20 protein-coding genes are annotated in these 23,150 nt (G+C 35.5%); 9 read left to right on the top strand and 11 right to left on the bottom strand.

Going from position 1 to position 23,150, the window contains the following annotated elements:
• Positions 1-31: 31 nt before the first annotated feature.
• On the top strand, positions 32-418 hold the full coding sequence (locus tag C1A40_RS10060) for a DUF983 domain-containing protein (RefSeq protein ID WP_102995793.1): 387 nt from the start codon (positions 32-34) through the stop codon (positions 416-418).
• A 181-nt stretch (positions 419-599) separates the two neighbouring features.
• On the opposite strand, the gene C1A40_RS10055 is transcribed toward C1A40_RS10060, so the two are convergent.
• The 8 genes from C1A40_RS10055 to C1A40_RS10020 form a co-directional block, all read right to left on the bottom strand.
• Positions 600-1,652 (bottom strand): NAD(P)/FAD-dependent oxidoreductase, encoded by a 1,053-nt coding sequence (locus C1A40_RS10055; protein ID WP_102995792.1) that lies wholly within the window; start codon positions 1,650-1,652, stop codon positions 600-602.
• A 181-nt stretch (positions 1,653-1,833) separates the two neighbouring features.
• On the bottom strand, positions 1,834-2,724 hold the full coding sequence (porN, locus tag C1A40_RS10050) for a type IX secretion system ring subunit PorN/GldN (protein ID WP_102997189.1): 891 nt from the start codon (positions 2,722-2,724) through the stop codon (positions 1,834-1,836).
• A 151-nt stretch (positions 2,725-2,875) separates the two neighbouring features.
• Positions 2,876-4,438 carry a type IX secretion system motor protein PorM/GldM gene (gene porM, locus C1A40_RS10045; protein WP_102995791.1) on the bottom strand — a complete coding sequence of 521 codons (1,563 nt, stop codon included), beginning with the start codon at positions 4,436-4,438 and terminating at the stop codon, positions 2,876-2,878.
• Positions 4,439-4,491: 53 nt separating this feature from the next.
• Complete coding sequence (gene porL / locus C1A40_RS10040) at positions 4,492-5,130, bottom strand: type IX secretion system motor protein PorL/GldL (RefSeq protein ID WP_102995790.1); 639 nt, start codon at positions 5,128-5,130, stop codon at positions 4,492-4,494.
• 59 nt (positions 5,131-5,189) lie between these two features.
• A complete protein-coding gene (porK, locus tag C1A40_RS10035) occupies positions 5,190-6,554 on the bottom strand; it encodes a T9SS ring complex lipoprotein PorK/GldK (protein ID WP_479685324.1) in 1,365 nt (454 codons plus the stop codon).
• Positions 6,555-6,718: 164 nt separating this feature from the next.
• On the bottom strand, positions 6,719-7,885 hold the full coding sequence (locus tag C1A40_RS10030; RefSeq protein ID WP_102995788.1) for a formimidoylglutamase: 1,167 nt from the start codon (positions 7,883-7,885) through the stop codon (positions 6,719-6,721).
• Between the two features lie 6 nt (positions 7,886-7,891).
• A complete protein-coding gene (gene topA / locus C1A40_RS10025; protein ID WP_102995787.1) occupies positions 7,892-10,399 on the bottom strand; it encodes a type I DNA topoisomerase in 2,508 nt (835 codons plus the stop codon).
• A 137-nt stretch (positions 10,400-10,536) separates the two neighbouring features.
• The gene (locus tag C1A40_RS10020; protein ID WP_102995786.1) at positions 10,537-11,298 is read right to left on the bottom strand and encodes a hypothetical protein; all 762 of its coding nucleotides are present in this window, start codon (positions 11,296-11,298) and stop codon (positions 10,537-10,539) included.
• Between the two features lie 186 nt (positions 11,299-11,484).
• Between C1A40_RS10020 and miaB the strand changes: the two genes are divergently transcribed.
• The 8 genes from miaB (at position 11,485) to C1A40_RS09980 (ending at position 19,742) form a co-directional block, all read left to right on the top strand.
• Positions 11,485-12,924: a tRNA (N6-isopentenyl adenosine(37)-C2)-methylthiotransferase MiaB gene (gene miaB / locus C1A40_RS10015; RefSeq protein WP_102995785.1), complete on the top strand. Its 1,440-nt coding sequence runs from the start codon at positions 11,485-11,487 to the stop codon at positions 12,922-12,924.
• A gap of 115 nt (positions 12,925-13,039) precedes the next feature.
• The gene (locus C1A40_RS10010) at positions 13,040-14,311 is read left to right on the top strand and encodes a sigma-54 interaction domain-containing protein (RefSeq protein WP_102995784.1); all 1,272 of its coding nucleotides are present in this window, start codon (positions 13,040-13,042) and stop codon (positions 14,309-14,311) included.
• 43 nt (positions 14,312-14,354) lie between these two features.
• Positions 14,355-14,864: an LPS assembly lipoprotein LptE gene (gene lptE, locus C1A40_RS10005; protein WP_102995783.1), complete on the top strand. Its 510-nt coding sequence runs from the start codon at positions 14,355-14,357 to the stop codon at positions 14,862-14,864.
• Between the two features lie 28 nt (positions 14,865-14,892).
• Positions 14,893-15,855 carry a hypothetical protein gene (locus C1A40_RS10000; protein WP_102995782.1) on the top strand — a complete coding sequence of 321 codons (963 nt, stop codon included), beginning with the start codon at positions 14,893-14,895 and terminating at the stop codon, positions 15,853-15,855.
• 2 nt (positions 15,856-15,857) lie between these two features.
• Complete coding sequence (gene secG / locus C1A40_RS09995; RefSeq protein ID WP_102995781.1) at positions 15,858-16,208, top strand: preprotein translocase subunit SecG; 351 nt, start codon at positions 15,858-15,860, stop codon at positions 16,206-16,208.
• A 154-nt stretch (positions 16,209-16,362) separates the two neighbouring features.
• Positions 16,363-16,638, top strand: coding sequence for a co-chaperone GroES (locus tag C1A40_RS09990; RefSeq protein ID WP_067144628.1), 276 nt, complete (start codon positions 16,363-16,365; stop codon positions 16,636-16,638).
• Positions 16,639-16,741: 103 nt separating this feature from the next.
• The gene (gene groL / locus C1A40_RS09985) at positions 16,742-18,370 is read left to right on the top strand and encodes a chaperonin GroEL (RefSeq protein WP_102995780.1); all 1,629 of its coding nucleotides are present in this window, start codon (positions 16,742-16,744) and stop codon (positions 18,368-18,370) included.
• Between the two features lie 178 nt (positions 18,371-18,548).
• Positions 18,549-19,742, top strand: a complete 1,194-nt coding sequence (locus tag C1A40_RS09980; RefSeq protein WP_102994202.1) for an IS256 family transposase — start codon at positions 18,549-18,551, stop codon at positions 19,740-19,742.
• A 200-nt stretch (positions 19,743-19,942) separates the two neighbouring features.
• Here the strand turns inward: C1A40_RS09980 and C1A40_RS09975 are convergent, their stop codons facing one another.
• From C1A40_RS09975 to C1A40_RS09965, 3 genes are all read right to left on the bottom strand, one after another.
• Complete coding sequence (locus C1A40_RS09975; protein ID WP_102995779.1) at positions 19,943-20,344, bottom strand: hypothetical protein; 402 nt, start codon at positions 20,342-20,344, stop codon at positions 19,943-19,945.
• A gap of 160 nt (positions 20,345-20,504) precedes the next feature.
• Positions 20,505-20,867, bottom strand: a complete 363-nt coding sequence (locus C1A40_RS09970) for a heavy-metal-associated domain-containing protein (protein WP_102995778.1) — start codon at positions 20,865-20,867, stop codon at positions 20,505-20,507.
• A 29-nt stretch (positions 20,868-20,896) separates the two neighbouring features.
• Entirely contained in the window at positions 20,897-23,143 is a 2,247-nt protein-coding gene (locus C1A40_RS09965) for a TonB-dependent receptor (protein WP_102995777.1), read from the bottom strand.
• Positions 23,144-23,150 lie beyond the last annotated feature (7 nt).

Below are 23,150 nucleotides of genomic sequence, written 5' to 3'. Positions count from 1 at the left end.
CGATTGAAGCCGCAAAAATACATTAAATTATATGTTTAAAAAAGGATCTAAATTATATAGTATTTTCACAGGAGCCTGTCCGAAATGTCATGAAGAATCTATGTTTAAAAACAAAAATCCTTACATCCTCTCGGAAGCCTTAGATATGCATGAAAAATGCTCGCATTGTCATACTAAATACAAAATCGAACCTTCTTTTTTCTACGGTTCCATGTATGTAAGCTACGCTGTAGGTATTGCTTTTGCTGTGGCCGCATTTGTTATCGCTTTTTTTGTATTTAACGCTGGAGTAAACGCTATTTTTATATCCATAGTCATCACGTTAATTGTATGTATGCCCATTATTTTAAGGCTTTCCCGAAACATATGGATTAATATTTTTATGCACTACGATAAAACGATTACCAAGGAAAATTAAGGTTTTGGCGTTACTACAAGGGTCGGGCTTTATTCACTGTTTTCTATATTAAATTAAAGAGCTCATGAATATAAATATTTCGGCAGTCGCTTTTTTTTTTGAGAAAAACAAAAAAAGAGCTTCAACAAATGCCTCAATCCCTAACGCAAGCATCGATTAACTTGTACCAACACCTTTTTATTTAAGTCATCAAACCCTGAAATCTTTTGATATCTATGTCGTCTTCTAAAGGCGTCTGATGTTCAATATAGTCATACAACTGCTTTGCTACATAAGGACCTATCATCACGCCTCGGGTGCCTAGTCCGTTTAAAACATAAAGATTTTTAAATTCAGGATGTTGTCCCACCAAAGGACGACGGTCTTTCACGGTAGGTCGAACCCCTGCAACTTGAATAACGACTTCAAACGGACAATCAATCAGTTTTTTTAATTTTGATAAAAGTTCTGTTCGAGCCTTATCTGACGTTTTATTTATTAAATCCTTCCACTCATAAGTGGCCCCTACAATGTATTGATCGTTATCTAATGGAATTAGGAAGACTCCAGCTTTTAGTACATAGTTAATTTTAAGTTCAGGTGCATGAATAATAAGCAACTCCCCTTTTGCAGGAACTAATGGTAAGTAATTAAAAAAGGGGTTTTGTTTAATACCAAAGCCTTCCGAGAAAACAATGTGTTTCGCTTGAATAGCCTTATACTGTATCGAATCAGGTTTATTTATGAGCAAATCATAGTCAAAACCTTCTTCAATAAACAAATCTCCCTCTTTTAACCTTTGTTGGTAAGTATCTACAAGCGTCTTAACATCGATTCGTCCGGTATCCAATACTTCACCAAAACCAAAAGGCGCATCAATAGCCGCATTTGAATTTTTAATGACTTTGGGAGAAAGCCATTTAGAAAGTAAAGGTTTATCACAGGCCGAGAACCAATTGTTTTGTTCTTCCAATGAAGCAAACTTACGGTACACAGGAATTTTATAATCCAATTTAACGACTAGTTTTTCTTCTAACTGCTGATAAAAAGGCAAAGCTAAGGCTAATTGTACATCGCTTTTCCAAACCGAGGTAAAGCGTTTTAAAACAACTGGATTGTATAATCCACCTGCAACTGCAGATGACTTTTGTGAGCCATTGTCTAACACAACGAAGCTTTTCCCTTGAGCACTTAACAACTCACAGAAACAAATGCCTGCAATACCAGTACCTACAACTATATAATCTACTTTCATACTTACAAAATTACGCATCTTAAAAAGATATATCTAATGAAGTAATAAGTTAAATTAAAACTGAAATAAAAACGAAAATCTCATACCAAAACCTGAGATTAACATATTACCTATAGACAGGGTAAAACAAAAAACGCCTACTTAAAAAAGTAGGCGTTTTTTATTATTAACTGAATTCAGATTAGTATGTCCACATATCTAACTCAAAATCTCTAATTTTATCTTTAATTCGTTGCGATTCTAACAATTGCATTAAAGCGTTATCGGAAACGTATTCTGAAATGGCTCTATCACCCTGTACATTTTCCTCTCTATAAATATAGCCATGGAAGCGGCGTGCATTTAAAACGTGATCGAATGAAAATGGTATAGAACTATTTTCATTGTTAAAGGATTTCGCTTCGTGCAAAACCTCTCTAGCATCTGGGAAGAAAATCCAAAATAATTCTACGAGATCAGGTTGATCTGTATCAATAAAGTTAACATCTGGAGCCACTGCAGCAATACCTAATAGGCGGTATTTCATTTCAGCTTGACGCTTATCAAAATACCATAATCCTTTTATATGATACTCTTTAATATCAGCAGCTGTAATGTCTCTTCTATTAATATACTCAGCCGATAATTCTTCACCTGCATTAATTTGCTCGATACCTAGCTCGGTCGTATCAACCATAGCTAAAGAAGCTTCAATATCTTTAAGTGTTCTTTTTGTTGTAAAATAAGAATCACTGTAAATATTTTCAATATCTCCATTTTGAATACTCTTCATAAGCACGTCGTACATCGAACGTCTATCATGACCGATATTATTCGTATCAATTGGGTAATACAAAGGAAAATTGGCGCGTTCATCAAGCACAATCTTTTCCCAAACCATTTTTGAAAATAAGATATCTCTATCATCAACATAGCCATATTCCAAAGGTTTATCGTTATCTACAGCTTTTTGTCTTTCTGTTCTAACACCAATTTCATCAGGGCTTTTTGCATTTAATATATTCGCCTGAGCAAATATATTAGAGGCTGTAAAAACAGCTACAAGGGTTAATAAAAAATTTCTTAATTTCATCTGCTTATATTTATTATTTCTAATGGTATTATAAAACATCCGTATGGTTTCAGTTGCAAGCAACATCGCTTTTACGGATGTTATATATTTTATATTTACCTTAAACACTTAAAGAATTAAACGTTAAGACTACTGTAATATTTTACGACTTTTAATTTGTAAGCTCAATAAATACTGGAGATACTTTCTTAAGTATCACACTTACTCCTGTAGCCTTAGCTTCAATGTCAAATATTTGAACACCAGATCCACGTTTAGCACGTGCTAAAGCTTGTTGTGCTCTACTATCCAACTTATTACCATTAACATTAATGGTTGGTTGTCCTGGCACTTTAAATTTAAATCCAATAACACGCAAAGGTAATTCGAAATCGAAATCGTCAAACTTAGCACCAATAGTGGAAATTTTCAAACTATTACGTTGCATTTTAATTGATCCATCTTCACCTCTAACTGTTCCTGTTGGTTTTGGTAAATCTTTAATTCTAAATTTAGCTTTGTCTCCAACTTTAGTTCCATCAGGCAACGTTCCTGTAACATTAATCGTTACTTCTCTACCTTTAATACGAGTCGCATCCATCACGTAAGAACTTCCAGATTTTCTAGATAGACCAGATGCACTAGCATTTACTTTATTATCTGGGATACCTGCGAATGAAATAGTCATAGGATTTTTAACACCTCTATAAACCACATTCATTTTATCGGCAGAAATAGTTGCTGCATTGGGTTTAGAAACTGTTGCAAAAGATGAATTAACAGGGACTTCAACCTCTTCACCATCTTGAGCGAAAATTAATTTACCTTCAATTTTATGTTCTCCTACATTACCTGTTCCAACTTTTAACTTGACTTTACCTTCTTCAATAACATATTGCTTTTCAGTAAGTGGTCTTCCATCCAAAGTTAATTCGACACGCGATGGTTTTGTTGAAGCATCTTTACGTCCTAAAACAATTTGTCCATCAAATTCTTCTCCATTAAAGTAAGCCGATTTAGTTGTTTCCATTAAGGTCGTATAGTTTGTCATAGACACTTCGCTAGATAAAGTACCTTGTAACATCGTAGATAAAACTTCAGACTCTGTAGTTTTAATATCTGCTTGAAGTTGTGTCATTTTAGTTAATGAAGCCACTAAAGGAAAGCCTTTATAATGGTATTCTAACCAGTTTACTTCTATACCGTCTCTGTTAGTCTCAGGATCGGTACTAAACTCGTCTTGCACATCTCTAATAACAGATTCCATACCTTTTTCATCTTTTAAAAGGTTTACTACACCATCTCTAAAAGTTGCAATTTGGCTTAAGAACTCTTGACCATCTGCTTTGATTTTATCGCCTTGAAAGAAGTTTTCATCAAGGTAATCGCCTTTATCCATAATCTCATAATCGGTAGGATTATCAATTTTAGCGGTCATTTTACCCTTTAATTCTTCTAAATAAGCATCGAAGTTTTTAGCTAAGGCATCAATTTTTACCGCTTTAGCCTTTAATGGCTCATATTTTTCTGGTTGATCTGTAGCTTTCTGCTCTAAATTTGCCATGAAACTGTTATTTTGAACAGTACTTGACACATTAGATTTTGTAAGCTTCTCATTCATTAATCCGAAGGCTGAAAGCACTTCTTTTGACATATTTAAAGCTAGCATTGCTATAAATATTAAATACATCAGATTAATCATTTTCTGTCTAGGTGATAAATTTCCTCCTGCCATGTTTATTAATTAGGTCTTAATTAGTTATTTAAATTTGAGATTAACTCCCCTAATTATTTACTCATTGCAGATAACATCCCACCATAAACTCCATTTAAAGAAGATAAGTTAGATGCTAATGCTTGCATTTGCTCTTTTAACTTAGCTGCATTTTCAATAGACTCTTGATTGATACTAGCTTGTTTGTTAACACTTTCTAATTGTACCTTGTATAAGCTATTTAAAGATTCCATTTGAGCAGCTGCTAATGACATCTCTTCTCCGTACTTTTTAGTGGCTTGAATAGAATCGACTGTTGGGCTGATGTTTTTAGCAGCACCTTCGAAATTCTTAATGCTATTACCTAGGCTAGCAATTAATTCGCCATCAATTTTAGCTTCTTTTAATAAGTCATCTAATTTTTTAGATAATAATCCCTGTGCGTCTTGTTTTGCTTCAGCTTTATCTGCTTTAGCTCCACCTGCTAATTCTGGGTATACTAAAGCCCAATCTAAATCTTCATCAACTGGTTCGAATGCTGATAATGCGAAAATAATTGCTTCAGTTACAAGACCAATTGTTAACATCACGTTACCAGTTAATGGTCCGATTTCGAAGTGAATAATTTTGAATAATGCTCCAACGATTACGATTGCGGCCCCTAATCCGTATGCCATATTCATAAATTTCTTGCTTGCTTTTGACTTTGCCATAATGTTCAGTTTTAAATTTTTAGTAGGTTAATTTTAATTATTTTAAAAAAATTGGAATATTACTTTTGACCGTTCGCTGTTACTTGTGTCCCCATATAATCTTGAACGGATCTAAAGCCTATATAACTTCTTGCTGAATCTGCGTATTCGTAATCTCTTGAACTTACTTGTAAGAAGTAAGCAACATCTTTCCAAGACCCCCCTCTAACGATTTTACGCTGGTTATTGGCATCGTTAACACTTGGGTTTATTGTAGATGTGTATTCGTAAGCAGAAGGATCGTAAGAGGCGTTTACCCATTCTGAAACGTTCCCTGCCATATTATATAAATTATAATCGTTAGGGTCGTAAGATTTAGCTTCAACAGTATATAAAGCTTGATCGGCTGCATAATCCCCTCTTACAGGTTTAAAGTTTGCCATAAAACACCCTCTATCAGATTTAGTATAAGGCCCACCCCAAGGATACGTTGCTGCTTGCAACCCACCTCTCGCAGCGTATTCCCACTCTGCTTCAGAAGGTAATCTGAATGTGTTTACAGGAGAAGATCCTGGTTTAGATTTTTGGTAAGAATTTTTCCAAAGTGTTCTCCACTCACAAAAAGCTTTGGCTTGTTTCCAAGTCACACCTACTACAGGATACTCACTAAAGGCATCATGCCAGAAGTAATCGTTATGCATTGGCTCGTTATACGAGTAAGCAAAATCTCTAATCCACACAGTGGTATCTGGATAAATCTCAATTTCTTCTTTCAAGATAACATCTTTACGCTTCACACCTCTATTTCTAGCGGCTTCTTGAATATCCATGTGGTTATATTGAAATTTAAATTTCGTTACATCCCAAGTACGTTGCCCATTAAAAGACTCTTCTAAAGGCAAGTACATCGTATCCATAACTTCGGTATAATACTCATCTGGATACTCTGCCGTATCGAAAATCAAATCAACATCTTTATTAATCTTTCTTCCTTCATAACCTGTTGGCCCTAATCCTGTATAGTTTTCAAACATATACTTTTCATAAACAGACATATTGGTTGTATCTACATCTTTAAATGCATACTCTCCAATACCTCCATCTTCAGGCGTTAAACCAACCTCATCAGCTAAAACAGCTAATTTCATTCTTAAAATTGAATCTCTTACCCAGTTTACAAACTGACGGTATTCGCTATTAGTAATTTCTGTTTCGTCCATATAAAAAGAACGTACAGTAACCGTTTTCGCAGGTGCATCATGTACGCCAGCCAGATCATCATCAGCCTTACCCATGATAAATGCGCCACCAGGAATAAGCTGCATCCCATAAGGCTTTTCTGGATGCCATTTTTTTCCTTTAACACCAACTAGCTCGCCCCTATCTTTAGAGCCACAACTGGCAAGAACAGCTAGCACTGTGGTTAATAATAATAACTTCTTCATATCCATAGTAAACTCGAGGTTAATTTATTTAGCTTTTCGATTCCGAGAGCGTAAACATATTTATATATTTTTTAAAAAACAACTATTTATCTAAAAAAATAACGTTTCATCGTGAAAAAATAACACTTCAACGGTAGTATGTCTGGTTAACGCATCTACGCTTGCTATACACAATTTTTCTGAAACGCTTTATACCAACGTTCGGGAATTATATTATTGCAAGCATCTTTATAATCTTGGTGCGTGCATGGTAATAACGTATGTCTCTTCAATTTATTATTAACCTCCGATAAAAAAGGTATTTCTATCCACCAACGACCAGTTTTATTGCTTTTATAGAAGACTAAGTCCTCCTCTTCGATAAGCGTTGTGAACTTTTGATAATTATTTTCATCCGAAAAATCATCATCTAACACTCTGTAATTCACACCTTCTATAAAATACCATAGCATTTGAGCTATGAGTAAGGAAGTCATATCATCATCTTTTGAAGGCTTATATTCATAAATCCCAAAAGAACTCACCTTATTGCTAATCCCTGCATAACGGGCAATGGCGCAGATTTCTTTGCCGTCCAATCCGTTTGGGGAATACCTTTGATTAAGCCCCAATTCGGACCCTTTAATGACGTTAAGATCGATACTCACGATATTGGCATCTCTTAAGGCGGGTTCTACCGAAGTTATATCATGCGATACCTCGCCAAGTCGGTAAGACTCAAAATATAGGCTATCCATAAGGTCCAATTCCTCCCGAGCATTAAAGTAAGTTTGATAACCAATGGTAGCGTAATTAAAAAGATTATAAGGTTCGTCGAGAATAATTTTACCTACAAAACTGTTGTTTTTTATAGGTTTTGTTGAATCTCCTAAGTTAAATTGCGCATCTACATTTACAATATTAACCATTGGGATTAAGTCGTCGTAAGCACGATAATTCGCATAGGTCAAATCCTGAGACCCTCCTAGAATAACAGGTATGATTTTCTTTTGCACCAAAACACTAATAGCCTCTTTTACAGCAAAATAAGTATCTTCTACCGTTTCTCCTTTATGAATATCACCCAAATCGGCAACGGTAGTATTCCAACTACCAGGAAACAAACTATAGAAGGCTTTACGAATTTCATTTAACTGAAATTCCTCGCCAATATAATTGATATCATTTCTATTTTCTAAAACACCAATAATGGCAATATTAACATCTTTTAGATCTGGAATCCCGAGTTGGGCAGAATGTATTTTAAGTTTTCTTCCTAGAGCTTGTGTTGATAATAATTCGCTATGAGCTAATACTAAATCTGAAACTGGAGAAAGGAAATTAAAATTCATCTAATACTATTTCTTTTTAGCAGCAGGCTTCTTCTTAGCTGCTGGTTTTCTTTTGGTTGTTTTTTTCTTTGGTGTGTTGGCTTCAATAATGCCTTGAGCTTCTTCTAAAGTCATGTCGGTAACATCAACCGTTTTAGGTAATTCTACTTTAATTTTACCTTTTAACACGTTATGTCTTCCCCATCGGGCCTTCTCTACACGAATACCTTCATCTTCCCAATTATGAATAACCTTATCGATTTCCTTTTGAATTTTCGTTTCAATTAATTCAACAATATCCTCATCTGATAGGTTATCCCAATCGTATTTTTTATTCACATTAATGAACATGTTGTTCCATTTAATAAATGGTCCGAAACGCCCTTTACCTTTTTGAACAGGTAAATCCTTATACATATAAATAGGCGCATCTGCTTTTTGTTTTTCTTTAATTAAAACAATAGCATCATCCAGTTCAACGCTTAAAGGGTCAACACCTTTAGGTAGCGATACAAACGCATCACCAAACTTCACATAAGGTCCGAAACGTCCATTATTCACCAACACCTCTTCACCTTGAAAATCCCCTAAAGTTTTAGGAAGCTGGAATAAATCCATAGCCTCTTCATAAGTGATTGTTGTTAATTGCTGATCTGGCCCTAAACTCGCGAATTGCGGTTTTTCTTCATCGTCAACCGTTCCAATTTGCACCATAGGTCCGAAACGTCCTAAACGCACGCTAACCTGCTTGCCTGTTTTTGGATCTTTACCCAAAATACGTTCACCAGATTCACGATCGGCATTCTCTTTCACATCTTCTACTACAGGATGAAAATCTTTATAGAAGTTTTTCATCATCTTGGTCCAGTCTTCATTCCCTTCAGCAATTTCATCAAAATCTGCTTCTACTTTTGCAGTAAAATTGTAATCTAAAATCGCATCAAAATGATTCACAAGAAAATCGGTAACAATCATACCGATATCGGTAGGCACTAATTTCCCTTTATCTGAACCTACTTTTTCAGTAAGGGTTTTATCTTTTACTTGTCCGTTACTTAGTGTAAGTTGCGTATAGTCACGTTCTACGCCATCTACGGTACCTTTTTCGATATAATTTCTATTTTGAATGGTAGAAATCGTAGGCGCATAAGTTGATGGACGACCAATACCAAGTTCTTCCAACTTCTTAACCAATGAAGCCTCTGTATATCGTGCTGGAGGACGTGTATAACGCTCGGTAGCTGTGATATAATTATTAAGTAGTGTTTCATTAACCCGTAAAGCAGGTAACATTCCTTCATGTTCTACATCTTCATCATCTGTTCCTTCTAAATATACTTTTAAGAAACCATCGAAGGTGATCACTTCGCCGTTAGCTGTGAATGTTTCTTTATGCGTTGACGCATTAATTTTCACATTAGTACGTTCCAATTCAGCCTCACTCATTTGCGATGCAATGGCACGTTTCCAAATTAAATCGTATAAACGAGCTTGATCTCTATCGATGTCTACCGAATGGGTTGCAAAACTCGTTGGACGAATCGCTTCGTGAGCCTCTTGCGCCCCTTTGGACTTTCCTTTATAATTTCTTGGCTTGCTATATTCTGCTCCGTAGGCATTTTTGATTTCAGCTTCGGCACCTTGACGGGCTTCATCTGATAAATTTACACTATCGGTTCTCATATAAGTAATTAAACCCGCTTCATACAGGCGCTGCGCCATAGTCATGGTTTTACTTACTGAAAAATACAGTTTACGAGAAGCTTCTTGTTGAAGTGTTGATGTTGTAAATGGTGCTGCTGGCGATTTTTTAGCAGGTTTCTTTTGAAGATCTGCAACTTTAAAATCGGCTGTAGCATTTTGTTCTAAAAACTTTTGAGCCTCTTCTTTGGTTGAAAAGTTTTTAGGAAGTTTTGCTTTAAAGGTTTGTCCGTCTTCATTTGAAAATTCGGCATCGATTCGATAAGAAGCCACGGGGGTAAAACCTTCAATTTCGCGTTCTTTTTCAACAATCAAACGCACAGAAACCGACTGTACACGCCCTGCTGACAGGCCTCCTTTAATTTTTCTCCAAAGTACCGGTGACAACTCATAACCTACAATACGATCTAGGACACGACGGGCTTGCTGGGCATCAACCAAATCGTAATCGATACCTCTAGGGTTTTCAATGGCTTTTTGAATAGCTGATTTAGTAATCTCATGAAAAACAATACGTTTTGTTTTTTCTTTATCTAATTTTAGCGTTCCGGCTAAATGCCATGCAATAGCCTCTCCTTCACGATCCTCATCACTTGCCAACCAAACCATTTCGGCCTTTTTCGCTAAGTCTTTCAGTTTTTTTACAACTGCTTTTTTATCTTTTGATACTTCGTATTTTGGTTTAAAGTCACCTTCAACATCAACGCCTAATTCCTTGGATGGTAAATCGGAAATGTGTCCGAAACTCGATTCAACTTTAAAATCTTTACCTAGAAATTTTTCAATGGTTTTTGCCTTTGCAGGTGACTCTACGATCACTAAATTCTTCGCCATACTTCACTTTTTGAGGCTACAAATGTATATGAAAAAAACGTTATCTGTAACATTTTGGTCATTATCTGTTAATTAATTAAATAAAAAACGGTCTTTTTTCAGATTTGAGAATTGTCAATTTTAAAAAACAAGGCCTATTAAAAAGTAGAACCAATTTCGTCAATCGGACTTTTTTCTTCAAAACCAACGACCTCTTTATATATAAACAGCACCGGTAAATAAGCTATGGCTATGGTAAATATAACCCCTATTCCACAACCTAAAATGCCTAGCATCCCCATTAACGCACCAACAAACATGGTTCCGAAGGAAATTAACCACTTTTTATTTCCCAATTTAAAACTCGCTTTCACAATTTCAATTTCGGTTAAATCGGGATTGAAAGCAAAAATAACAGCGATATACGACAAGGGTACGTATACATATATTAATGGTATCAAAAACAATAACTGAGCGATGGTAGAAATTGTTGTGTAAATCATCCCTAAAGTTAAAAGCTTGGAAAAGTACCCGTTTTTAAAAAAGTAAAAATAATCCACTTGATAAGGTTTTTCAAATAACTCGAAGCTACACATTCTATAAAAGGCGGCTAAAAATGCCATAGTTAAAGTGCTTAATAAAATATTTTGCGGCACACTATATAAAGTATTCTTTGAATATGAGTTTACAACCCCTTCAATATCAAATTCTCCATTTACAAAAATCTCACCTGCAGGCGCAAGCCCTATCAAACTAAATAAAACAGCAACTATAGCACCGCAGGCCATCATTAACAAAAAAAGTACAGCACCTTTTTGCCATATCTTTTTATATAAGGTAATGGTATTATCTATAATAATTCCAAAATCTAATGCTTTTGCGTTTTCAATTTTATTAAATAGGCGATCTAATGTATTCATACAATATTGATGGTTCTTATTAATTTCCCCTAAAATTAATTTTTTTTAGCACAAACTAAAGCAATACTCCTAATATATGTAAAAACGTTCTTAATTCTCTCCTAAAATAAAACTGTCACTTTGTCACAAATCATTAATATATTGTATCTTTGCGTGCTTATTGACCGTTAAAGGTTTCAGTAAATTATGGAAAAGATTATAGACGAAAACAAACAAGGAAACACCTTAGTTTTAGAGCAAAAAACCGAAAATAAACGCAAACTTTTTATTGAAAGTTATGGGTGCTCAATGAATTTTAGTGACAGTGAAATCGTAGCTTCAATTATGGCCGACCAAGGCTTTAATACCACTCAAAAATTGGAAGAAGCCGATTTAGTTTTAGTAAACACCTGCTCCATTAGAGACAAAGCCGAACAAACCGTTCGCAAACGCCTTGAAAAATACAATGCTGTAAAACGCGATCAAAATCCGAAAATGAAAGTTGGGGTTTTAGGCTGTATGGCCGAACGACTAAAAACCAAATTTCTTGAAGAAGAAAAAATTGTTGACTTAGTTGTTGGTCCAGATGCTTACAAAGATTTACCAAACTTACTTGCTGAAGTGGATGAAGGCCGCGACGCCATTAATGTGATTCTTTCCAAGGAAGAAACTTATGGTGATGTTTCTCCAGTACGACTTAACACCAACGGCGTAACTGCTTTTGTTTCTATAACCCGTGGTTGCGACAACATGTGTACTTTTTGTGTGGTACCTTTTACCCGTGGACGTGAACGCAGTAGAGATCCTCAAAGTATTCTCGAAGAAGTAAACGACTTATGGCAAAGAGGTTATAAAGAAATCACTTTATTAGGACAAAATGTAGACAGTTACCTATGGTATGGTGGCGGACTGAAAAAAGATTTCGTTAAGGCTACCGACATGCAAAAGGCTACGGCTGTTGACTTTGCAAAACTATTACAGATTTGTGCTAAAGCGCAACCTAAAATGCGTATTCGTTTTTCTACCTCTAACCCTCAAGATTTAACCCTAGATGTGGTTGAAACTATGGCGAAATACGATAATATTTGTAAACACATTCATTTACCAGTACAAAGCGGAAGCAACCGTATTTTAAAGGCCATGAACCGCCTGCATACCCGTGAAGAGTATTTTGAATTAATCGATAATATTCGCCGCATCATTCCCGAATGTGCCATTAGTCAAGATATGATTGTTGGATTCCCAACAGAAACCGAGGAAGACTTTAAAGACACCGTGTCTTTAATGGAATACGTAAAATACAACTTTGGTTATATGTTTACCTATTCGGAACGCCCTGGAACGATGGCCGGAAGAAACATGGAAGATGATGTGCCTGAAGAAACTAAAAAACGTAGACTACAGGATATTGTAGACTTACAACGTATTCATAGCGAAATTAGAACCAGAGAGCACTTAAATACTATTGTGGAAGTATTGATAGAAAAAGAATCTAAAAAATCACCCGATCAATGGTCTGGCAGAACGTCTCAAAATATTGTTTGTGTGTTCCCTAAAGCCGATTATAAAATTGGTGATTTTGTAAATGTTAAAGTCACCGATTGTACCAGTGCAACACTTATAGGAGAGGGAATAAGCCCCTCCTAACCTCCTCTAAGGGGAGGAATTCTTACTCAAATGAATAAATATAAGTATGACTCAAAATAGAAAGAATCAAAATATTCACTTTTTAAATTCCCCTTTTGGGGGCTAGGGGCTAATTATGGAATCAGTTCAAGCTATAAAACAACGATTTGGTATTATTGGAAATACGCCTGCTTTAAATCGCGCTATTGAAAAAGCTATTCAAGTAGCACCAACAGACATTTCGGTTTTAGTTACTGGAGAGAGTGGCGTTGGTAAAGAAAGTATTCCTAAAATAATACACCAATTATCACATAGAAAACATAACAAATACATTGCTGTTAACTGTGGCGCCATTCCTGAAGGCACTATTGACAGTGAACTATTTGGACATGAAAAAGGTGCTTTTACAGGTGCCACCCAAACCAGAGCCGGTTATTTTGAAGTTGCCGATGGTGGAACCATTTTTTTGGATGAAGTTGGCGAGCTGCCTCTAACCACACAAGTACGTTTATTACGTGTGTTAGAAAATGGCGAATTTCTAAAAGTGGGTTCGAGTAAAGTTCAAAAAACCAATGTGCGTATTGTAGCGGCAACCAATGTTAATATGTTTGAAGCTATCGAGAAAGAAAAATTTCGCGAGGATTTATATTATCGTTTAAGTACGGTAGATATCAACCTACCGCCATTACGCGAGCGCCAAGGTGATATTCATTTGTTATTCAGGAAATTTGCCAGCGATTTTGCTTTAAAATACAAAATGCCTACCGTAAAACTTAGTGACAATGCGATAACCATGCTTACAAAGTTCCGATGGGGCGGTAATATTCGTCAGCTGCGAAACATTGCCGAGCAACTTTCTGTTTTGGAGCAAAACCGTACGATCACTTCAGAGATTCTACGTAGTTATTTGCCAGATTCAGCATCAACCAACCTACCTGCAGTTATAAAAACATCAAAATCTGAAAGCGATTTCAGTAGTGAACGTGAAATTCTGTATAAAGTCCTTTTTGATATGAAAAGTGATTTGAACGATTTGAAAAAACTCACTATGGAATTGATGAAAAACGGAAACACTAAAGATGTTGAAAAAAACAACGAAAGTTTAATTCAGAAAATTTATGGTGATACCGATGATGAAGACACAGATTATGAAGAATCGATAGACACCAATACAGAATTGATCTCCATTCCAGAACATACGGTGGAGGAGGATTTACAACCAGTACAAGACAAATATCATTTTGCTGAAGAGATTGAGGAAGAAGAAACCTTATCGCTACATCAAAAAGAGCTAGAGCTTATTAAAAAATCTCTAGAACGTCACCAAGGAAAACGTAAATTAGCAGCTCAAGAATTAGGCATTAGCGAGCGTACATTGTACCGAAAAATCAAACAATACGATCTTTAAATTTACACCCATACCCCTATCAATAAAACCAAGAGTTCTTAGAATGAGAAAATACATTATCCCCTTCACCCTTATCCTTATTAGTTTCACTTTTATAGGTTGTGGCATCTACTCTTTTACAGGCGCTTCCATACCGGCTGGTGTAACTTCATATCAAGTAAATCGTTTTGAAAACACCTCATTACTTATAGAACCAGGATTAGAGCGTGACTTCAAATTAGCGCTAGAAGACTTAATTCAAAATCAAACCAATTTAAATTTAGTACCTTCAGGAGGTGATTTGGTATATGAAGGTGAAATTACCGAATACAGAATTTCTCCAACAACAGCCACTTCCGATCAAATAGCTGCTCAAAACCGATTAACTATAAGTGTAAGTTTGCGATATTACAATAAGAAAAAACCAGATGACGACTTAGAACAGCGTTTTTCATTTTTCTATGACTATCCAGGAACCGATCAACTTGTTGGTTCTTTAAAAACAACAGCCCACGAAGAAATATTTGAGCGTATCACGCAAGATATCTTTAACGCCACATTAGCCAAATGGTAATAGGCCAGGCTTAAAATTTAAACCACAAATGACACAAGCAGATTTTATACACATCCTTCAAAAGCCTCAAGAGTTGACTCATGAGCAAACCGATGGATTAAAATCTATTCTTGAAAAACACCCCTACTTTCAAGCAGCCAGAGCTATTTACCTTAAAGGCTTAAAAGATCAAAGTAGTTTACAATACAACCAAGAACTTAAAATTACAGCCGCTTATACAACGGATAGAAGTATTTTGTTTGATTTTATTACTTCGGAAGTATTCTTTCAAAATGAAATTTCGGAGACCATAAAAAGCAACAGTAATTATTTAGGTGACCTTAATGTTGAAGCTGAAGATCTTTCCATCAATAAAAAAGTATCGATCGACGATGGTTTAAATCAGCAAATTAATGATACAGATGGTGTTTTAGACCCGGCGCTCTTTGAACCCAAAGAACCAAGACCGTTAAAAGAAACCCCTATAATTTCGCCCCCTTCGGAAAAGGATCAAGAAAAACAACCAGACTCCAGACCCGACCAAAAATCAGCCGAAGCCATTTTAGAGTTAGGGAAACCTCTACCTTTTAATAAAAAAGAATCACATTCTTTTAACGAATGGCTACAACTTACCAGGTTTCAACCTATTGAAAGAGAACCAGAAAAAGAAAAGCTGGATACAAAAAGCGATGAGCATTTACCAAAACCGACGCCTACAACCGATTTAGACAAGGAGAAAAAATTCAAACTTATTGATAAATTCATTGCTGAAAACCCTAAAATCAGTCCGAAAAAACCATTAATGCAAAAGGGAAATTTAGCGCAAGCCCAAATGATACAACCCGAAGCTTTAATGACAGAGACTTTAGCACGTATTTATGTCGAGCAGAAAAACTTTAAAAAGGCAATTCAATCTTATAAAATTTTAAGTTTGAAATATCCAGAAAAAAGTAGTTTCTTTGCAAACCAAATTAAAGCAGTAGAGCAATTACAAGAACAAAATAATAAATAACAATGAGTACGTTTACAATATTTTTAGTCCTTATAGTGGTGGTAGCGTTTTTACTAATCGTAGTAATCATGGTTCAAAACCCTAAAGGTGGCGGATTATCATCATCTTTCGGTGGTGGTGGCACACAACAATTAGGTGGTGTAAAAAAGACCACAGACTTTTTAGACAAAAGTACATGGTACTTAGCCACTTTACTTTTAGTATTAATTTTAGCGTCTAATGTAGCTATTAACAGAGGACCTGGTACAGCCGAATCTAAAGCATTAGATACTGAAGCTGCTCCAGCACCTGTAGCTTTACCTGAAACACCAGCTGCAACTAATAACGCAGCTCCTGTTAAAGAAGCAGAATAAGTATTCATTGTACAACCTATACAAGACAAAAAATGCCAACTTAAACAGTTGGCATTTTTTATTTCTGCAAGTTTGTCAGTTATATGCTATTGGCATATTTTTCGTTACCATGGAGTCTAGTAATTTAAACTTAATAATTAAAACATAAATTAAAATGGGATTAAACATTAAACCTTTAGCAGATCGTGTTCTTATAGAACCTGCTGCAGCAGAAACTAAAACCGCTTCAGGAATTATCATTCCAGATAATGCAAAAGAAAAGCCTCAAAAAGGGACTGTAGTAGCCGCTGGACCAGGAACAAAAGACGAGCCCATTACTGTAAAAGTTGGGGACACCGTTTTATATGGTAAATATGCTGGTACAGAGCTAAAACTAGAAGGTTCTGATTATTTAATCATGCGTGAAAGCGATATTTTGGCAATCGTTTAAATAACTTTTTCCGTTCCCGTGAAGACGGGAACCTCATAAAACACACTAAATTTTAATAATTAGATTCCCTTCTACAAGGGAATAAAAAAAATTAAACATAATCATGGCAAAAAGTATAAAATTTGATATTGAAGCACGCGACGGTTTAAAACGTGGTGTCGATGCATTAGCAAACGCTGTAAAAGTAACTTTAGGTCCTAAAGGACGTAATGTCATTATTTCAAAAAGTTTTGGAGCACCTTCTGTAACCAAAGATGGTGTATCGGTAGCTAAAGAAATCGAATTAGAAGACGAGCACGAAAACATGGGTGCTCAAATGGTAAAAGAAGTCGCTTCAAAAACCAACGATTTAGCTGGCGACGGAACAACAACTGCTACCGTTTTAGCTCAAGCTATCGTAAAAGAAGGATTAAAAAATGTAGCTTCTGGTGCAAATCCTATGGATTTAAAACGTGGTATCGACAAAGCTGTTGAAGCCATTGTTAAAGATCTTGAAGCTCAAGCTCAAAAAGTAGGAAACTCTTCAGAAAAAATAAAACAAGTAGCTGCTATTTCAGCAAATAACGAGGATACAATTGGCGAATTAATTGCTACTGCTTTCTCAAAAGTTGGAAAAGAAGGTGTGATTACTGTTGAAGAAGCTAAAGGAATGGATACTTATGTAGACGTTGTTGAAGGAATGCAATTTGATAGAGGCTATTTATCACCTTACTTTGTAACCGATTCTGATAAAATGGTTGCCGATTTAGAAAATCCATACATTTTATTATTCGATAAGAAAATTTCTAACTTACAAGAGATTCTTCCAATTTTAGAGCCTGTTGCACAATCTGGTCGTCCTTTATTAATTATTGCTGAAGATGTAGACGGACAAGCCTTAGCTACTTTAGTGGTTAATAAATTACGTGGCGGTTTAAAAATTGCTGCTGTTAAAGCTCCTGGTTTTGGTGACAGACGTAAAGCTATGTTGGAAGACATCGCTATTTTAACTGGTGGAACTGTGATTTCTGAAGAACGCGGATTTACTTTAGAAAACGCAGATTTAAGCATGTTGGGTACTGCTGAAACCGTAACTGTAGACAAAGACAATACAACTATTGTAAACGGTTCAGGTGATGGTGAAACGATTAAGGCTCGTGTTAACCAAATTAAAGCTCAAATTGAAACAACAACTTCAGATTACGATAAAGAAAAACTTCAAGAGCGTTTAGCGAAATTAGCTGGCGGTGTTGCTGTACTTTATGTTGGTGCGGCTAGTGAAGTGGAAATGAAAGAGAAGAAAGACCGTGTTGATGATGCTTTACATGCTACTCGTGCTGCCGTTGAAGAAGGTATTGTTGCTGGTGGTGGTGTTGCTTTAGTAAGAGCAAAAACTGTTTTAGCTAAAATTACTACCGAAAACTTAGATGAAACTACAGGTATTCAAATTGTAAACAAAGCGATTGAAGCCCCATTAAGAACTATTGTTGAAAATGCTGGAGGCGAAGGTTCTGTAGTTATCAATAAAGTATTAGAAGGCGAAAAAGACTTTGGTTACGATGCCAAATCTGAATCTTACGTAAACATGCTTAAAGCAGGAATTATCGATCCTAAAAAAGTAACTCGTATTGCTTTAGAAAACGCTGCTTCTGTAGCTGGAATGATCTTAACTACAGAGTGTGCTTTAATCGACATTAAAGAAGACGCTCCGGCAATGCCTCCAATGGGAGGTGGTATGCCAGGAATGATGTAACGGCACTGCCTTAAATAGATTATACAAAAACGCTTCAATCCAGACAATATAGGGTTGAAGCGTTTTTTTATGTCAAAATTAAAAGGGACTGTAAACTATTTTGTGTTTTTGCTGTTAGTTAGTTTAAAAATGATTTTGAAATTCATAGGCAAAAAATTTACTTTTAAATTTTTATTTTATGAACTCAGACTTAGAAAAACAATTAGACGCCTTGATCGGCAAAATCAGCAACAAGGAGGACTTTGACCAGGTCAAGGAACAGTTGCTTAAACGTGGTATTGAATCACTTTTAAAAGCAGAAATGACTGCCCACTTAGGGTTTCAAAAAGGAGGTTCTGTAATTGAGAACAACCAGCGCAATGGTTTCTCAGAGAAAACTATCAAGACTCATAACGGCGAACAACGCATCAAAATCCCCAGAGATCGTCAAGCGAGCTTTGAGCCTGTTATTGTCCCCAAACATCAATCGATTAGTCAAGAATTAGAAGATTGTATTCAACTGCTTTACGCCAAAGGTATGAGCAATAGCGATATTATTGATTTTATTGAAAGTACCTATGGAGTGCAGTATTCCACATCACAGGTATCCATTATCACCAATCAATTATTGGAAGACATCAAACAATGGCAGAATAGACCTTTAGAAGACGTATATCCCATTGTCTGGATAGATGCTATTCATTATAAAATACGTCAAGAAGGCAAGGTAATATCTAAAGCCTGTATGATAGTTTTAGGGGTGAATACCGAAGGGCAACAAGATATTTTGAGCATGAGTATTGTGGAGACAGAAAAGGCAGCTGCTTGGATGTCCATTTTAGACGATCTGCGCTCTAGAGGCGTAAAAGATATCTTCTTTCTGTGTTCGGATAACCTCTCTGGATTAGATAAAGCTGTAGAAGCTATTTTTCCAGGTAGTATACGTCAAATATGTATCGTACATCAAATTAGAAACTCTTTAAAATATGTGAGCTATAAGGACCGTAAATCAATAATGGTCGATATTAAAGCTATTTATCAAGCCGATAATGAGAAATTCGCTTTAGAGGCTTTCGAAGTCTTTAAACAAAATTGGGAAGATAAATACCTCTCTGCCGTACAGTCTTGGGAAAACAATTGGGATAATTTGACCGCGTTTTTAAACTACCCAAAAGAGATTAGAAAACTTATATATACTACCAATATCATTGAGAGTTTTAATGCCAGTTTAAGAAAATATACACGCAACAAAAAAGTCTTTCCTCATGATGATGCAGCACTGAAATCCATATATTTAGCAGCTCAAAGCATCAGCAAAAAATGGAAGAAAACACGATTTAAATGGGGCCAAATTTACAATCAATTGTATATTTGTTTTCCAAACAGGTTATAATCTATATTATTTTAACCTATGAATTTTGAAATTATTTTTCAAAAACACAAAATTTTGGATAAACTCAATTAAAACGATATAAATGCTATAAGTTCAACTACATGAAAAGCGAACTTAACACCAAATAAATTTTTTAAGATATCGACCTTTAAAGTAATAGTACACTTATCCTTTTTGAAGAAAACCGCGATGTAAAAACACTATGGTCTTGAAGCATATTGCAACAGTTCTTGCTCGATTTGGGTTGGAAATTTTAAAACACCTTGATACCAAAAATTATAGTCGGTCATTTCATCTACACCAAACTCATGCCTCTTAACAGCCTTAAAAAGTTTTAATTCCTTTGTACGCAGCTTTTTTAGTTGCCTTAAATATTTTGATTCTGAAATTTGCTTCGTGGAAAATAAATGTTTCTGTTTTTTAAAAGTACGTTGAATACCTTCAAAACGAGATTTCAAGGCTTCAGTAGTTGATCCAGCTTGATTAATATGAACAAGTTCAGCAACACTTAAACCGCTCAAATTCAAGGCTGTGTTTTCCGCCGCAAGGCAAATACTAAAAAACATCAAAAAGGTTACTAAAGCTATTTTGTAATTTCTCATACTTCAAAAATAGCGAAAGTACGACAACATAACTTTATTTAGCTTTTGAAACACTACAAAACACTAAACAACAACTTGAAAGAATATTCATAGAAGTTTGTTTAAAAAAACCTCTAAGACATGACATCTTAGAGGTTTTATAATAACTTAAAAAGATGAACTAATCCGCATCTTCACGATGATCGTCTTTTACAGCTTCGTCTCGATATTTACAGCATGGATGAACACTAGCATAAGCCTCATCGGTTGCTTTTTGATCTTTTGTATCATGCCCTACCTCAAGTACACTCGCTTTTATAGTTTCTAAATTTGTTTTTCTTTCATCATAAATCAAGCTAAGTTCATGGGTTTTCACATCCCATACTGCAGATTTTACACCTTTGGTTTTAAAGCAGGCTTTTTCAATACGGGTTTTACACATTAAACAAACACCATCAACTTCTATGGTTGCTCTAGCATTTTTGTTTTGGGCAAAGGACAAGGCCCCTATTAGACATATGATAAGACATATTGTTTTTTTCATTTTTTATTGTTTTTAAATGGTTACTGTAATTATAATTTTAAACGGAAACCTGCATAATACAAGCTTCCAAATATAGGTCCGTACACAAAAGTAGTATCAAAATTCGCTCCAAATGGGTCGTTTGCTGCCATAACCGGATTTGACTGCCTTAGATTGGTTATATTTTCCCCTCCAAAATAAACCTCAAATTTCGGAGAAAAAACGCGAGTCACCTGAGCATTTAAGGTTGTTACAGTAGGCGTATATTCCGGTAATTGATACGCTACAGGATTGCTTACTGTAGAAGAAAAGCGCTGTTCACCTAACCAATTAAAAGTGGTATCGAACTTCCAATGTTTGCCATTTTCACTAAGTTGTGTTTCATAAGATAGATTGGCAAACAAACGATGTTTAGGCACTAAAGGTTTATCTAGCAGTCCAGACTTATACGCTGTTTTAACTTCATAATATTTATAAGCTAACCTCATATCGAATTGTTCAAAAGCATTATAATTCAATTCAGCTTGAAAACTATTCGCATAACTTTTACCTTCTAAGTTATAAAAAGTAACTTCTAACGGATTTTCATAATCTACAACCACCTGATTTGTAAAATCCGTTTTATAATAGTCTAAAGTAATATCGGCTTTTCTCCCAAATAAATTAAAACCTTGTAAATAAGACACGCCGTAATTCCAAGCAATTTCAGGATCTAATCCGTAAATATTACCAGTGGAGTTCAAAATATTAAAGGCACGAGATGTAGCAAACATATTTTGATTTTCAGCAAAAATATTAGCGCTTCGCTTACCTCGACCAAAAGACATACGGAAGGCCGACTTTTCCCATGGCGTATATTTAGCATGAAACCTAGGCGTAATAAAAGTGCCTAACAAATTATGATGATCGATACGCACACCAGCCGTTAAGTTGAGTTTTTCCAAATTATCATAATTATACTCAAAAAATGCGCCTATAGCGTATTCTGTTCTTTCATAATTATTATCCAGGTTTAGGGCATTTACAAACTCATCATAATGATCGTAAGCATAACTCAATCCCGTTTTAATTTTATGTCTAGAATCGCTAATTATGGAATTATAAATAGCAGTGGTATACAGGCTATTCTGTGTAATATTATAGGTATTTAAACCAAAATAAGATTCCTGTTCATGACTACTAAAGGCAGCTTGAACACCGATACTTTGATAAGGAATATTAGGGTTGACGTACCCAATTTTTCCGGAAACTTCATAACGACGTGTATCAATCTCACTTCCCCAAGCATTGGTTGTCAGTTTATCGGTATTAGGATCAAAATTTAATTGTCCCGTTTGTTTTTCATCATTTAAAAACTTTAAATTAATAAAACTAACCAGACCCTTTTCTGGATTGGTGTATTGCCAGCGATTCATCACATTAATCTGATTATACTTAGGCATGTCTAGAAAACCATCGTGATTTACATCATGTTCAGCTTGATGCGAATTACCGTGTAAATACAATCCTGTATCCCAGCGTTCACTAACTTTTTTGTTAATATGGGTATTTAACTCCGTGCGTAAACTAGAAGCGCCGTAACCATTTACGTATACACGATCGTCGGTCGCTGGCTTAACTAACTCTGCGTTTATCTGCCCTGCAATACTTTCATATCCGTTAACCACACTTCCTGCGCCTTTTGTTATTTGGATACTCTCTACCCAAGTTCCCGGAATAAAACTCAAACCAAAGGCTTGTGACGCACCACGAATGGAAGGTATATTTTCGGTTGCAATTAAAATATACGGACTTGTTAGTCCCAACATTTTTATTTGTCGCGTTCCTGTAAGAGCATCTGCAAAGTTCACATCTATTGATGGGTTAGTTTCAAAACTTTCGGCAAGATTACAGCAGGCCGCTTTTAGCAACTCATCGCTACTCACGGTAAAAGTATTGGTTGCTTTCAAATATGATTTTGCAGTGGCTTGCTTACGAGATGTCACAGTAACTTCCTCCAAATTATCAGTTGGTTTCAACCAATGCTTTATATGTTTTGCACTGCTTACGGTAATGGTATCGGTTTGAAAACCGATGAAACTAATAACAAGTTTTTTATAATCGAGTTGATAAGGAATTTTAAACCTCCCATCAATATCTGTTACGGCTCCAACTGTTGTATTGAGCCAATAGACATTGGCTCCTGCTAGAACAAGATTTTTATTTTCTTTATCTGCTTCTAATATGACGCCTTCAATTTGCTCTTGCGAAAAGAGCCAGGCTGGCATGAGTAAAAGCATAAATATAATAGCTTTCATATTTAAG

This window comes from Tamlana carrageenivorans, from assembly GCF_002893765.1.
Taxonomy (GTDB): domain Bacteria; phylum Bacteroidota; class Bacteroidia; order Flavobacteriales; family Flavobacteriaceae; genus Pseudotamlana; species Pseudotamlana carrageenivorans.
Note: the sequence above shows the minus strand (reverse complement) of the source record. Positions and strands in the feature narration are given on the sequence as shown.

Bases quoted from the DNA above. Each gene is read 5' to 3' on its own strand.
- C1A40_RS10060 (WP_102995793.1), top strand. From the start codon at position 32: ATGTTTAAAAAAGGATCTAAATTATATAGTATTTTCACAGGAGCCTGT.
- C1A40_RS10055 (WP_102995792.1), bottom strand. From the start codon at position 1,652: ATGAAAGTAGATTATATAGTTGTAGGTACTGGTATTGCAGGCATTTGT.
- porN (WP_102997189.1), bottom strand. From the start codon at position 2,724: ATGAAATTAAGAAATTTTTTATTAACCCTTGTAGCTGTTTTTACAGCC.
- porM (WP_102995791.1), bottom strand. From the start codon at position 4,438: ATGGCAGGAGGAAATTTATCACCTAGACAGAAAATGATTAATCTGATG.
- porL (WP_102995790.1), bottom strand. From the start codon at position 5,130: ATGGCAAAGTCAAAAGCAAGCAAGAAATTTATGAATATGGCATACGGA.
- porK (WP_479685324.1), bottom strand. From the start codon at position 6,554: ATGAAGAAGTTATTATTATTAACCACAGTGCTAGCTGTTCTTGCCAGT.
- C1A40_RS10030 (WP_102995788.1), bottom strand. From the start codon at position 7,885: ATGAATTTTAATTTCCTTTCTCCAGTTTCAGATTTAGTATTAGCTCAT.
- topA (WP_102995787.1), bottom strand. From the start codon at position 10,399: ATGGCGAAGAATTTAGTGATCGTAGAGTCACCTGCAAAGGCAAAAACC.
- C1A40_RS10020 (WP_102995786.1), bottom strand. From the start codon at position 11,298: ATGAATACATTAGATCGCCTATTTAATAAAATTGAAAACGCAAAAGCA.
- miaB (WP_102995785.1), top strand. From the start codon at position 11,485: ATGGAAAAGATTATAGACGAAAACAAACAAGGAAACACCTTAGTTTTA.
- C1A40_RS10010 (WP_102995784.1), top strand. From the start codon at position 13,040: ATGGAATCAGTTCAAGCTATAAAACAACGATTTGGTATTATTGGAAAT.
- lptE (WP_102995783.1), top strand. From the start codon at position 14,355: ATGAGAAAATACATTATCCCCTTCACCCTTATCCTTATTAGTTTCACT.
- C1A40_RS10000 (WP_102995782.1), top strand. From the start codon at position 14,893: ATGACACAAGCAGATTTTATACACATCCTTCAAAAGCCTCAAGAGTTG.
- secG (WP_102995781.1), top strand. From the start codon at position 15,858: ATGAGTACGTTTACAATATTTTTAGTCCTTATAGTGGTGGTAGCGTTT.
- C1A40_RS09990 (WP_067144628.1), top strand. From the start codon at position 16,363: ATGGGATTAAACATTAAACCTTTAGCAGATCGTGTTCTTATAGAACCT.
- groL (WP_102995780.1), top strand. From the start codon at position 16,742: ATGGCAAAAAGTATAAAATTTGATATTGAAGCACGCGACGGTTTAAAA.
- C1A40_RS09980 (WP_102994202.1), top strand. From the start codon at position 18,549: ATGAACTCAGACTTAGAAAAACAATTAGACGCCTTGATCGGCAAAATC.
- C1A40_RS09975 (WP_102995779.1), bottom strand. From the start codon at position 20,344: ATGAGAAATTACAAAATAGCTTTAGTAACCTTTTTGATGTTTTTTAGT.
- C1A40_RS09970 (WP_102995778.1), bottom strand. From the start codon at position 20,867: ATGAAAAAAACAATATGTCTTATCATATGTCTAATAGGGGCCTTGTCC.
- C1A40_RS09965 (WP_102995777.1), bottom strand. From the start codon at position 23,143: ATGAAAGCTATTATATTTATGCTTTTACTCATGCCAGCCTGGCTCTTT.